General features: G+C 61.1%; 12 protein-coding genes. 10 read left to right on the forward strand and 2 right to left on the reverse strand.

Translation table 11 applies throughout. The features are described 5' to 3' along the window. Positions 1-54: 54 nt before the first annotated feature. The 6 genes from A9K65_RS26605 (at position 55) to A9K65_RS26630 (ending at position 6363) form a co-directional block, all read left to right on the forward strand. A complete protein-coding gene (locus A9K65_RS26605; RefSeq protein WP_064993366.1) occupies positions 55-1218 on the forward strand; it encodes an isovaleryl-CoA dehydrogenase in 1164 nt (387 codons plus the stop codon). A gap of 2 nt (positions 1219-1220) precedes the next feature. After that, positions 1221-2828 carry a carboxyl transferase domain-containing protein gene (locus A9K65_RS26610; protein ID WP_064993367.1) on the forward strand — a complete coding sequence of 536 codons (1608 nt, stop codon included), beginning with the start codon at positions 1221-1223 and terminating at the stop codon, positions 2826-2828. A 93-nt stretch (positions 2829-2921) separates the two neighbouring features. Further along, positions 2922-3392, forward strand: coding sequence for a hypothetical protein (locus tag A9K65_RS26615; protein WP_318011939.1), 471 nt, complete (start codon positions 2922-2924; stop codon positions 3390-3392). A gap of 39 nt (positions 3393-3431) precedes the next feature. Then, positions 3432-3803, forward strand: coding sequence for a hypothetical protein (locus tag A9K65_RS26620; RefSeq protein ID WP_013532610.1), 372 nt, complete (start codon positions 3432-3434; stop codon positions 3801-3803). Positions 3804-3842: 39 nt separating this feature from the next. After that, positions 3843-4217 carry a hypothetical protein gene (locus tag A9K65_RS26625; RefSeq protein ID WP_024505729.1) on the forward strand — a complete coding sequence of 125 codons (375 nt, stop codon included), beginning with the start codon at positions 3843-3845 and terminating at the stop codon, positions 4215-4217. A gap of 163 nt (positions 4218-4380) precedes the next feature. After that, on the forward strand, positions 4381-6363 hold the full coding sequence (locus A9K65_RS26630; protein ID WP_064993368.1) for an acetyl/propionyl/methylcrotonyl-CoA carboxylase subunit alpha: 1983 nt from the start codon (positions 4381-4383) through the stop codon (positions 6361-6363). A gap of 91 nt (positions 6364-6454) precedes the next feature. Here A9K65_RS26630 and A9K65_RS26635 read toward each other — a convergent pair whose 3' ends face one another. After that, the gene (locus A9K65_RS26635; RefSeq protein WP_013532613.1) at positions 6455-7576 is read right to left on the reverse strand and encodes an ABC transporter substrate-binding protein; all 1122 of its coding nucleotides are present in this window, start codon (positions 7574-7576) and stop codon (positions 6455-6457) included. Positions 7577-7968: 392 nt separating this feature from the next. Continuing rightward, positions 7969-8235, reverse strand: a complete 267-nt coding sequence (locus A9K65_RS26640; protein WP_013532614.1) for a sel1 repeat family protein — start codon at positions 8233-8235, stop codon at positions 7969-7971. A 446-nt stretch (positions 8236-8681) separates the two neighbouring features. Between A9K65_RS26640 and A9K65_RS26645 the strand changes: the two genes are divergently transcribed. The 4 genes from A9K65_RS26645 to A9K65_RS26660 all read left to right on the forward strand — a co-directional run bounded on the left by A9K65_RS26645 (position 8682) and on the right by A9K65_RS26660 (position 12055). Continuing rightward, entirely contained in the window at positions 8682-9023 is a 342-nt protein-coding gene (locus tag A9K65_RS26645) for a DUF2147 domain-containing protein (RefSeq protein ID WP_064993369.1), read from the forward strand. 52 nt (positions 9024-9075) lie between these two features. Further along, entirely contained in the window at positions 9076-10599 is a 1524-nt protein-coding gene (locus A9K65_RS26650) for a recombinase family protein (RefSeq protein WP_064993370.1), read from the forward strand. 449 nt (positions 10600-11048) lie between these two features. Beyond that, the gene (locus A9K65_RS35325; protein ID WP_064993371.1) at positions 11049-11501 is read left to right on the forward strand and encodes a hypothetical protein; all 453 of its coding nucleotides are present in this window, start codon (positions 11049-11051) and stop codon (positions 11499-11501) included. A gap of 116 nt (positions 11502-11617) precedes the next feature. Continuing rightward, a complete protein-coding gene (locus A9K65_RS26660) occupies positions 11618-12055 on the forward strand; it encodes a winged helix-turn-helix transcriptional regulator (protein ID WP_064993372.1) in 438 nt (145 codons plus the stop codon). The last annotated feature ends 34 nt before the right edge of the window (positions 12056-12089 follow it).

A 12089-nucleotide genomic window follows, 5' to 3' on the forward strand; every position in this document is an offset into this window, starting at 1 on the left:
GATCCCTTTTCGAATCAAAGTCGATTTTCGGGGTCATGCGCAGGGAGGAGAAAAATGTACACCAACACGCTCAGCTTCGGGCATGACGAAGAGATCGAGGCGCTGCGCGACATGGTGCGGCGCTTTGCCCAGGACCGGATCGCGCCGATCGCCGCCGACATCGATCGCTCGAATGAATTCCCGGTGCATCTGTGGGGCGAACTCGGTGCGCTCGGCCTGCTCGGCATCACCGCCGACCCCGATTTCGGCGGCAGCGGCATGGGCTATCTCGCCCATGTGATCGCCGTCGAGGAGATTTCGCGCGCTTCGGCCTCGGTCGGCCTCTCCTACGGTGCCCATTCCAACCTCTGCGTCAATCAGATCAACCGCTGGGCGACGCCGGCGCAGAAGGAAAAATACCTGCCGCCACTGTGCTCGGGCGAGCGAGTCGGCGCGCTGGCGATGTCGGAATCCGGCGCCGGCTCGGACGTCGTCTCGCTGAAGCTGCGCGCCGAAAAGCGCAATGACCGCTACGTGCTCAACGGCACCAAGATGTGGATCACCAACGGGCCGGACGCCGAGACGCTGGTGGTCTATGCCAAGACGGATCCGGACCAGAAATCGCGCGGCATCACCGCCTTCATCGTCGAGAAGGCTTTTGCCGGATTTTCCGTGGCGCAAAAGCTCGACAAGCTCGGCATGCGCGGCTCCAACACCGGCGAGCTGGTGTTTAGGGATGTCGAGGTGCCCTTCGACAACGTGCTGCATGAGGAAGGGCGCGGCGTCGAAGTGCTGATGTCTGGCCTAGACTATGAGCGCACGGTGCTTGCCGGCGGCCCGATCGGCCTGATGGCGGCGTGCCTCGACGTGGCAATCCCCTATGTGCATGAGCGCAAGCAGTTCGGACAGGCGATCGGCGAGTTCCAACTGGTGCAGGGCAAGCTGGCCGACATGTACACGACGCTGAATGCCGCGCGCGCCTATGTCTATGCCGTCGCCGCCGCCTGCGATCGTGGCCAGACGACGCGCAAGGATGCCGCCGGCTGCGTGCTGTTTGCCGCCGAGAAGGCGACGCTGATGGCGCTCGACGCCATCCAGCTGCTTGGCGGCAACGGCTACATCAACGACTATCCAACCGGCCGCCTGTTGCGCGATGCCAAGCTCTACGAGATCGGCGCCGGCACCAGCGAAATCCGCCGCTGGCTGATCGGCCGCGAGATCATGGCGGAGGGGGTGTAGGTATGGCCACGTTGCAAACCCAGATCTCCCCCTCCTCCGAAACCTTCCGTGCCAACGCCGAGCGCATGCGGGCGCTGGTCGCCGACATTGCGGAAAAGGCCGCCACCGTCGAGCTCGGCGGTTCGGAGGAAGCGCGTGAGCGCCATGTCTCGCGCGGCAAGCTTCTGCCGCGCGAGCGCCTTGCGCAATTGCTGGATGTCGGCTCACCCTTCCTCGAGATCGGCCAGTTCGCGGCATGGTCGATGTATGGCGAGGAGATCTCTTCGGCCGGCATGATCGCCGGCATCGGCCGCGTCGAAGGCACCGAGGTGATGGTCGTCGTCAACGACGCCACCGTGAAGGGCGGCACCTATTATCCGCTGACCGTGAAGAAGCATTTGCGGGCGCAGGAGATCGCACTGCAGAACAATCTTCCCTGCATCTACCTCGTCGACAGCGGCGGCGCCAATCTGCCCAACCAGGACGAGGTGTTTCCCGACCGCGAGCATTTCGGCCGCATCTTCTACAACCAGGCCAACATGTCGGCATCAGGCATTCCGCAGATCGCCTGCGTCATGGGTTCGTGCACGGCGGGCGGCGCCTATGTGCCGGCAATGTCCGACGAGACGATCATGGTGCGCAATCAGGCAACCATCTTCCTCGGCGGCCCGCCGCTGGTGAAGGCGGCGACGGGCGAGGATGTCAGTGCCGAGGATCTCGGCGGTGCGGATGTGCACACCAGGCTTTCCGGTGTTGCCGACCACTATGCGCTGGACGACGACCATGCCCTCGCCATCTGCCGGCGCATCGTCAAGAACCTGAATCGGAACAAGACTGTAAGCCTGAACTCTAGGAGAGCGATTCCGCCGCTTCATCCGGCGGATGAACTTTATGGCATCGTGCCGACCGACCTGCGCCAGCCCTATGACGCGCGCGAGGTCATCGCGCGCGTCGTCGACGGTTCCGAATTCGACGAGTTCAAGCAGAATTACGGCACCACGCTGATCACCGGCTTTGCCCATCTCCATGGCGTGCCGGTCGGCATCATCGCCAACAACGGCGTGCTGTTTTCCGAAAGCGCGCTGAAGGGCGCGCACTTCATCGAACTGTGCTGCCAGCGCAAAATTCCATTGGTCTTCCTGCAGAACATCACCGGCTTCATGGTCGGTCGAAAATATGAAGCAGGCGGCATCGCCAAGGATGGCGCCAAGCTGGTGATGGCGGTTGCCACCGCCAGGGTGCCGAAGGTGACTGTCATCATCGGCGGTTCGTTCGGCGCCGGCAATTACGGCATGTGCGGCCGCGCCTATTCACCGCGCTTCCTGTGGATGTGGCCGAACGCCCGCATCTCGGTGATGGGCGGCGAACAGGCGGCAACGGTGCTTGCCATGGTCAAACGCGAAGGCATCGAGCGCAAGGGCGGAGAATGGAGCGCCGAGGAAGAGGCGAAATTCAAGAAGCCTATCCTGATGAAATACGAGCATGAGGGCCATCCGCTCTATTCGTCCGCACGCCTCTGGGACGACGGTATCATCGATCCTGCAAAGACGCGCGACGTGCTGGCGCTCAGCCTGTCGGCCGCGCTCAACGCCGAAATCGAGGACACGCGCTTTGGCGTGTTTCGGATGTGAGAATGGACGGTCAACTTCGACAGCCAAACGGCGGAACTATACCGGCAGGCCGTTGCTGCCGTGTGAAAAGGCTGAACTGTATGGACCAAGCGATTGGTCAGTATAGGCGGCTTCGAATCTCAAACAGTGAACTGGCGGGGGGACAAAATATTCGCTACTGTTTATCCAGCATGGGGCAATGGGGACGGGCTGGAAATGAAACTGAAATATTGCCAGGGAACGGCTGCTTCGATACTTTCCGCATTTCTAATATTAACGGCGACCGGCATCAGCTCGGCGGAATCGCTCGCAGGACGCAAGGGAGACGTGCGTTTTCCGCCGACCTTGGGTTCGGGCGAATGCAACGTTGCCTACAAGGGTTACGTCGCGGCGAGCGGCCATTCGGCCTACGCCACAACCTTTTATTCGCGCGTTGTCGACCTCTACATCATCTGCGGGACGAAGCTCAACGCGCCGTCCCAGAAGGCGGCGGAAGAGACGGCGCTGCGCAATTGCCAGGCCGGGTTGACACGGTGGAAGCTCAAGACCGCGAGTGGCGGCTGCGCAATCTCGTCATCGAAATAAGCAACCGGCCGAGACTTTTTTGCGAATGGGGGAAGCAGAATGAAATCCGGGACCTGCAAACGAGCAGCCACCCCCATAGTGGCAGGCTTGCTGATGGTGGCGGCCTCCACCGCTGCCATGGCCGGATCGCTGGCAGGCAGCAAGGGCGACGTGCGCTACCCGGTGACCATTCCTATAGGAACCACCGGGGGCTGCGGGAAGGCCTATGCAGCGTATCTCGCAGCCGCAGGCCATTCGGCTTTCGCGGCGACGCCAATCGTTCCGGCGACCGAGTACTTCGTTTGCGGCGTGAAGCTGAATGCATCGTCACAAAAGGCGGCGGCGGAACTGGCACTGAAATCCTGTCAGGCCAGCAAAAGCAAATACAAGGTTACCGTCGCCGGCGCCTGCAGCATCGCCGCGTCCAAATAGACCGGAAAGCGCCCGGTTTTTCTCCTTGGGGAAGACAAAATGAAATCCACGAATTCCAAGCGAACAGCCATGGCGATATTGGCTGTATTGCTGGTGTTCGCAGCATCCGGAGCGGGCATGGCCGGCTCACTGGCGGGAAGCGAGGGAGACAAGCGTTTCCCGCCGTACCTGCCGCGAAATCCCAAGGATCCCTGCACCAAGGCCTACAAGGCCTATGTCGCGGCCGGTGGCCATTCAGCGTACGCAACCACTCCCTACGCACGGATAATGTCGTCGTACATAGTTTGCGGCGGCCACCTCAACGCACCATCTCAAAAGACGGCCGAAGAGTTGGCGATGAAATCCTGTCAGTCCACCCGCGGCCACTACAAAGTCACGACCGGCGGCAGTTGCGAGATCGCGGCCTCGAAGTAGGTACAGCCGACCGCAAGGTAGAGCACTTCCCTGGTAAGGGAGAGGTTTACTCCGAGGGCTTAAAAGGCTCGCGAGACAGCACCCCCCTCTGTCCTGCCGGTCAGAGGGGGGTGTTCAAGCGCCATGCTTCCCATGGACTTCGAACCTTACATGCGGAGGCTCCATGTTCGCCAAGATCCTGATCGCCAACCGCGGCGAGATCGCTTGCCGTGTCATCCGTACGGCTCGGAAGCTGGGCGTGCGTACCGTCGCCATCTATTCGGATGCCGACGCAAAATCCCTGCACGTCGAGATGGCCGACGAGGCGGTGCATATCGGCGCCTCGCCCGTCGGCGAAAGCTATCTGCGCGGCGACAAGATCATCGCGGCGGCCCTGGCAACGGGTGCGCAAGCCATTCATCCCGGCTACGGCTTCCTGTCGGAAAATCCCGATTTCGTCGACCAGATGACAGCGGCGGGGCTTATTTTCATCGGCCCATCCGCGGCCTCTATCCGTGCCATGGGGCTGAAGGACGCCGCCAAGCGGCTGATGGAAAAGGCCGGTGTGCCGGTCGTGCCGGGCTATCATGGCGAGGCGCAGGAGATCGTGCTGCTTGCCTCCAAGGCGCGCGAGATCGGCTATCCAGTGCTGATCAAGGCGCGCGCAGGCGGCGGCGGCAAGGGCATGCGCCGGGTCGAGCATCCCGATGAGTTTTCCGAGGCGTTGTCCAGCGCACGGCGCGAGGCGAAAGCCGCGTTCGGCGACGACCGTGTGCTGGTCGAAAAATATGTCGACAAGCCGCGCCATATCGAAGTGCAGGTCTTCGGCGACAATTTGGGCAATGTCGTGCATCTCTACGAGCGCGACTGCTCGGCGCAGCGCCGCCACCAGAAGGTGATCGAGGAATCGCCGGCGCCCGGCATGACGCCCGCTTTGCGCAAGGCGATGACGGAGGCGGCGGTGAAGGCCGCCAAAGCGATCAATTATTCAGGCGCCGGCACCATCGAGTTCATCGTCGATGCCTCGCAGGGCCTGAAGGCCGACCGCTTCTGGTTCATGGAGATGAACACCCGTCTGCAGGTCGAGCACCCGGTCACCGAAATGGTCACCGGCACCGACCTGGTCGAGTGGCAGTTGCGGGTCGCGTCAGGCGAAAAGCTGCCCAAGACGCAAAGCGAGATCGCGCTCGTCGGCCATGCCTTCGAGGCGCGCATCTATGCCGAGGACGCGGCAAAAGGGTTCCTGCCGGCGACCGGTACGCTGCATCATCTGAAATTTCCGGATGCGGCCCCGCAAGGCGCCACGATGCGCATCGAGACTGGCGTGCGAGCGGGTGACGCCATCTCGCCCTATTACGACCCGATGATTGCCAAGCTGGTCGTCCACGCAACGGACAGGCAGGCGGCTCTGGAGGCGCTTGGCGCGGCGCTATCCCGGACCGAGGTCGCCGGCTCGACCGTCAACACCGCCTTTCTTGCCGCTCTCGCCGCCGATCCGGATTTCGCCGCAGGCGATGTCGACACCAGCCTGATCGCCAGGCACCAGACGGCGCTGACCGAGGTCGCGCCGCCGACCGGTGAAACCATCGCTGCCGCGGCCGTTGCGGCCTCCGGCGCCGGAGCATCGCCGTCACCCAACGATCCGTGGTCGTCGCTTGCCGGTTATGCGCATTTCCACAGCGTGGCGCGACGCACACGATTGAAGTTTGGCGAAGACGAAATCGTGGCGAAAGTTTCGGTGCGGCATGACGGGCGGTTCCAGGTGACGCTGGACAAGCCCTATGACGACACCAATTCGCGTGATTTTCGCTCAACACCACGCCTCGCCCGCTGGCCAGGCCACATCACCGTGTTCGAAGGCGCCGTCGGCTACACCTTTACGGTGCCGGACCCGCTCGCACGAGCCGACGAGGCAGCGGCGGGTTCAGGCAGCCTGCGCGCGCCGATGCCGGGACTGGTCAAGCTGGTGCGCGTGGGAAAGGGCGATGCCGTGATCAAGGGTCAGCCGCTGCTGATCCTGGAGGCGATGAAGATGGAACACACCATCGCCGCGCCGCATGACGGCGTGATCGCCGAGATCGCCACCGAGGGCGTGCAGGTGACCGACGGGACGGTGCTGGTACGGTTCGTCGAGGAACAAGCCGCTTCGGCCGCTGTAACCAGCTGACGGTTCGAAAGGCAGACTACAGGGCAAACAAGAAAATGGCCGGGGACGACCCCGGCCATTTCCCTATGCTATTCAGTCGCCGGGCCGGCGATTACTGCGCGATCGGCGCATATTTTCCGTCATGCCACTGGTTGATGTCGTAGCTGGCATTCTTGAGATCGCCCTTCTCGTCGAAGGTGACATTACCGACAACGGTGCTGATCGGCGTGCCGTTCTTCAGCGCCTCGGCAACCTTGGCCGGATCGTCGCTGCCGGCACGCTTGATGCCTTCGGCGAATGCCTGGATGGTGGCGTATGAGAACAGCGTGAAGCCCTCCGGCACGAAACCGCCGGCCTTGATTTTCTCGACGGCTGCCTTGGCTTCCGGCTTTGCCTGCGGATCCGACGGGAAGACGAACATGGTGCCCTCGCCGGCCGGGCCAGCGACCTGCCAGAATTCCGGCGAGGCGATGGAGTCCGGCATTATCAGCTGGAACTTCAGGTTCTGTTCCGCCGACTGACGCAGGATCAGGCCAGCTTCAGGATGGTAGCCGCCGAAATAGACGACGTCGGCTTTCAAGTCCTTGAGCTTGGTGACGAGAGCCGAATAGTCCTTCTCGCCAGCGTTGATGCCGTCATAATAGACCTCCTTGAGGCCGCCGGCATTCATCGTTGCCCTGACGGCGTCAGCCACGCCCTGTCCGTAGGCGCTCTTGTCGTGCAGGACGACGACATTCTTGCCGGCGAACTTCTTGGCGATCCATGGGCCGATGAAGGCGCCCTGCGCATCGTCACGCGTATAAAGGCGCATGATCGTCGGCCAGCCGGCCTTGGCGGCCGCGTCGGTCAGCACCGGGTTGGAAGAAGCCGGGCTCATCATCAGCGCGCCGGCTTCGGCATAGACGGCCGAGGCCGGAATGCTCGAACCCGAGCAGGCATGGCCGTCGATGAACTTGACGCCATCGGCGACGACGCGGTTGGCAACCGACACCGCCTGCTTGGGATCGCACTGGTCGTCTTCGATATCAAGCTTGATCATCGACCCGTTGACGCCGCCAGCGGCGTTGATCGCATCGGCAGCGGCCTGTGCGCCCTGCTTGAACTGATCGCCGATGGTGGCGAGCTGTCCGGTCATCGGGCCGATCACCGCAAAGGTGATATCGTCGGCGAATGCGACCGGCGTGCTCATCATCAGGCCGAATATGGCCGCGTTCAAAATACTCAATTTTTTCATGATGGTAGAACTCCTCCACTCACGCGCGGCCGCCCCGGCCACGCTTCTTCCAGAGAGGCGGGACAATTTCATCCTTCATTCGGCCTGTCTAGGCGCATTGGCGCCGCTCGATTGGGCCTGCAAGACGTCATCCACGCAAAAAGCCACGCCAGCCTTGTTCCGGCTGGTCGTGGCTTTTTTGCCCGTCGAGCAATCTCCAGGCGCCCCGCCCCTAAAAATCCCGCTCAGCTTCCCTGTGTCGCGCACGACTGGGCCTTGCGGCCTGCCGCGTTCTTTCTCTTGCCCTCGTGACCGTCTTGCGCGGCCTTCAATTTCGCCGGGTCCGGCCGTCTGTGCGGCCTTGATCCCGGAGCTTCCCTGTCTTCGATAGGCCTGTCTGCGATTGGCAGATTTCAGTGCATGGTCATCCATTCGCGGGCTTCGCGAAGCGCCGTGGCGATCTCGACCTTCGACATGGCCGCCGACAGTTCCGAGCGCAGTTCCGCGGCGCGGGCCGAGCCCTTGATGGCGGCGATGTTGAACCATTTGTGGGCGGCAACGACATCGGTCTCGCAATCGCGGCCGGTCGCATACATCATGCCCAGTTCGAAAAGGATGTCGGCCTGGGCAGTTGCCCCCATGGCGCCGAAACCTGCTTCAAGCATTTCAAAACGTGCCATTTCAATCCCCTGTTTCCGGCCCCTGTCAGGCTCCCGAGAGCTGCCTTCTTTCGTCCTTGGCGGCTGCTCTTCCGATGCTTTCGAGAATGCCGTGCAGGCTTGAATCCGTCGTTAAATGGCGTGCTTAATTTGAGGAAAACAAAGCTAAAACAAGAGGTAAACGCGGAAATTCGTTAAGGATACAAAGCCAGCAATTCAGCCTGCTTGCGTCAAATTTGACGAAAATTTCCCGATGCCAATTCAAGACTTCGCTAACCACAGGAGACAAAGGCGATGCGCCGATCGTTTCATTTCCTTGGCCAGGAGGCGCATTCGGGGCCCTTCAAAATCCGAAAGTCTTCCGTTGCGGCACCGCTTTTGTTTTGCCGGGAGCTGGATTAGCTTACGTTTGCGTAAGCGGCAGACCGAGGCGGAGCATCCGGCCGGACATCTAAAGGGAGGAAGACATGTTTCGAAGAGTGAGCCTGGCCCTTGCGGCCACATTGATCATGGCCGGTGCGGCCTGGGCCGATCCGATCGAGGGCAATTGGAAGACGCAGGCCGGCGACACCGCAGCCATCGCTGGCGGCGGCTCGTTTTCCATCACGCTCAAGTCCGGCAAATATGCCGGCAAGACCATCGGCTCGCTCAAGGCGACGGGCGACAACAAATATGCCGGCAACATCACCGATCCGGCAAACGACAAGACCTATTCGGGCAAGGCGACATTGTCGGGCACCTCTCTCAAGATGAGCGGCTGCGTGCTCGGCGGGCTGATCTGCAAGAGCCAGACCTGGCATAGACTTTAGTTCTGCAGAGTGATATCGGGCGATCTCCAGACCAACGGAGACGCCCACACCCATGCTACAGCCCCGTGAACTCAAGGGCCGCACTGCCATCTCCTATGCTCGTTGGAGTTCCGGCAAGCAGGCCCAAGGCGATAGCCTTGCTCGACAGACCAAGAACGCCAAGGCCTTTTGTGCCTCCTATGGCCTCACGCTCGACAGTGAGTTGGTCGACGATGGCGTGTCCGCTTTCAAGGGCGGCAACCTTGACCTGGCCGCCCGTCTCGGGAAATTTATCGCAGACGTGAAGGCCGGGTTGATCCCCAGCGACACCGTCCTGCTCCTAGAGAACCTTGACCGCTTCTCACGCATCCATCCGATGGACGCTCAACCTGTCCTTGCCGACCTGCTCAAGACCGGCCTAACCTTGGTGACCCTCCAAGACCAGAGGGTCCATACCTATGCCGATTACCGCGAAAACTTCGCCAGCCTCATGATGTCCCTCATGTCCATGCAGGCGGCTTATGAGTACAGCGCCAAGCTATCGCATCGTGTAGGCGAGGCGTGGTCCCGCAAGGCACAGAAGGCCCGAGAGGCAGTCGCCAGTGGTGTTGGGCGGGTTAAGGTTGCGAAGCTGCCCTTCTGGATCGACCGGGAAACCTACGACTTCAACGCCCGTGCCGACGACGCCCGGCTTATCTTCGAGCTTGCCAAGGAAGGCCACGGGCAGCAGGCCATTACACAGATACTGAACACTCGCGGCATCCCCTCACCCGCAGGGAACTCATGGGCTCAAGCAGTGGTAGGCGATGTCGTGCGCTCTCCCGCCGCCTACGGGTGCCTTGTTCTCAAGGGCGAAGAGGTGCCGGGCTACTTCCCTGCCCTGATCAGTGAGACGGAATGGCTCGCTACCCGCCAGCGCACCAAGGCCAGGCAACACAATAGACAGGTGGGGCGAACATCGAACCTGTTTTCTCGCATGGTTCACTGTGGACACTGCGGTTGCTCAATGGCTCTCACGTCTTCCAAGAAAGGCGGCGTGTCGTGGGGCTATTTCATCTGCACAGGAAAGAGCTTCAAAAGCAGAGACTGCACCGCGCCCAACTGGCCCTACGCCCAATTCGAGCGGGAGATGCTCGACCGTATCGGCTTCCTTGCTGTTCCTGTACCGCAGGAGCAAACGGCACCCGATCACCTTGAGGCCCTCGACGACGCTATAGCGGCGCTAGAGTTCAAGCGTGAGAATGCCCTTGCTGGTGCCCTCGACGCTGAAACCGCCGATATCCGCAAGGCTTTTTCAGGTAAGGCCGATGAACTCACTCGTCAGATCGAGGCCAAGCGCCGTGAGATTGTGGCCATCCGCGAGAATGACGCGAGGTTCCGAGAGAGCGCGGTGGCTGTCACCGACTTCGAGATGGATCAGGAAGAGATTAGGCGGCTGGCCAAGGAGGACCGGAAGGGAGCCAAAGGGCTGATCTCCAATCTTGTGGCCCGCATCGACCTTGAGAGCGACAGCAAGGCCCTCAGGAGGGCCGTGGTCACCATGCGCAGTGGCTACAGTCATGCCCTTGTTTTCGACGGCACCGGTGAGCCGGACTGATTGAGGCCTCATAATGATACACGGACAAAGCTTTTCGCAACTTCTGCCCTTAAGGCTATTCATAATCAGCTAGTTATTACCCGCTCATAAGGTACATAGAAACCGAGAATTAGCGACAGCTTATGCAAGCGAACGATTACCCGCCCGCATGCCACGCCCGCCTAGCGGGCTGGCAATAGGTCGTCATAATGAGTGAGGTAACGGTCCGTGAGCATCTGCTAATCTAAATACCCGCTCATATGGTACATAGAAGCCGAGTATTAGCGACAGCTTGTACAGGCGAACGATTACCCGTCCATAATGATACATGCGAACGACCTCGCTCTCGTTTCTCCGCCCTTCTTCCCCTGTGTTCCCTGTTTTTGTCTCGGTGGTGCATCCTGTATCGCCGGGGCACCCCATCCATATCTTGCGTCGATTGACGTACTCTCCACAACATCTAGGCTTTCATGACCTATACCGCAGAGATTGCCGCTTCTGTCGAAGCCATGCGTTCCGCCCCCAAGGGGACCTCACTTGCCTCGAAGTTCTCGACCACCCGCGTGGGGCACCAGAGCCGTCATGCCCCACTGCCTGTACGCTACACCCGGACAGCCCGAAAACTAGCTCACTATGGTGCCATGACCCCTGAGGGCTGCCAGGTGCGAGACCTCCAGCGAGCCCGCGATAACCATCGGCTCAACGTCGACGGGATCAAAGCCGTCCTTGGTACCCTCTGGTCCTTCCGGCTCCTCGGGTGGCTCCCATCGGACACGAATTATCTGGAGTACGACCAGATTGTGGAGATCGTGGCCAGCGGCACCCGCCGTCCTCGCGACACTCAAGGCCTCATGCCGGTGTGGTTCACCCGCCGCCATACGGTCGATGAACTAAGAGCCTTCAGGGACGGCAAGGGCGCATAGCGTTTCCCTGAGTCTCCGAGCGGCCCTGAGAGGCGTTCGGGGTTTCCCAACTCCTCCACCGCCTCCTCCAATCAATCGACTCAGGATGGCCCTGCCCCCCCGAGAAAGGCATTTCCATGAACATGCACACCACCGGCCTCAGCCGTCGTCGCAACTCCGTCATCGCAGCAGCCATCGCCAAGCGTGACAGCGCCGACTTCAATCACAAGGCCATCAAGGCGCTCGCAGATCGAGGCATCGGTCGTCCTGCCGTTGCGGAACTCCTGGGCCTATCCGAGGGAACCGTCAGACGCCTTCAGTACACGCCGTCTCCTGCCTATGATGCGGAACGACGGGAGCGGGAAAGCCATCGCGAACCATTCACCAGCTTCCTCTCCGATGCCGATCTTGCGTGGGAGGGTTCGATGCGTGGGAGCCGTGGCGGCATGCGGGCTGCTGTCCAAGACCTTCTAGAGGACTTATTGAGCCGTCGCCTCACCCAAAGAGATGTGGCGGAGTTGCTGGGTATCTCACAGCAGGCGGTATCAAGGCACGTCAATAGCTTGTTGAGATGAGGTTACGTATCCAACACCAAAAAACACAAGGAAA

It is taken from the genome of Mesorhizobium sp. WSM1497 (assembly GCF_001672455.2).
In the GTDB taxonomy this organism is placed as follows: Bacteria; Pseudomonadota; Alphaproteobacteria; order Rhizobiales; family Rhizobiaceae; genus Mesorhizobium; species Mesorhizobium ciceri.

What these genes read in the sequence shown, in the direction of transcription:
- A9K65_RS26605 (WP_064993366.1), top strand. Translation starts at nt 55, where the DNA reads ATGTACACCAACACGCTCAGCTTCGGGCATGACGAAGAGATCGAGGCG.
- A9K65_RS26610 (WP_064993367.1), top strand. Translation starts at nt 1,221, where the DNA reads ATGGCCACGTTGCAAACCCAGATCTCCCCCTCCTCCGAAACCTTCCGT.
- A9K65_RS26620 (WP_013532610.1), top strand. Translation starts at nt 3,432, where the DNA reads ATGAAATCCGGGACCTGCAAACGAGCAGCCACCCCCATAGTGGCAGGC.
- A9K65_RS26625 (WP_024505729.1), top strand. Translation starts at nt 3,843, where the DNA reads ATGAAATCCACGAATTCCAAGCGAACAGCCATGGCGATATTGGCTGTA.
- A9K65_RS26630 (WP_064993368.1), top strand. Translation starts at nt 4,381, where the DNA reads ATGTTCGCCAAGATCCTGATCGCCAACCGCGGCGAGATCGCTTGCCGT.
- A9K65_RS26635 (WP_013532613.1), bottom strand. Translation starts at nt 7,576, where the DNA reads ATGAAAAAATTGAGTATTTTGAACGCGGCCATATTCGGCCTGATGATG.
- A9K65_RS26640 (WP_013532614.1), bottom strand. Translation starts at nt 8,235, where the DNA reads ATGGCACGTTTTGAAATGCTTGAAGCAGGTTTCGGCGCCATGGGGGCA.
- A9K65_RS26645 (WP_064993369.1), top strand. Translation starts at nt 8,682, where the DNA reads ATGTTTCGAAGAGTGAGCCTGGCCCTTGCGGCCACATTGATCATGGCC.
- A9K65_RS26650 (WP_064993370.1), top strand. Translation starts at nt 9,076, where the DNA reads ATGCTACAGCCCCGTGAACTCAAGGGCCGCACTGCCATCTCCTATGCT.
- A9K65_RS35325 (WP_064993371.1), top strand. Translation starts at nt 11,049, where the DNA reads ATGACCTATACCGCAGAGATTGCCGCTTCTGTCGAAGCCATGCGTTCC.
- A9K65_RS26660 (WP_064993372.1), top strand. Translation starts at nt 11,618, where the DNA reads ATGAACATGCACACCACCGGCCTCAGCCGTCGTCGCAACTCCGTCATC.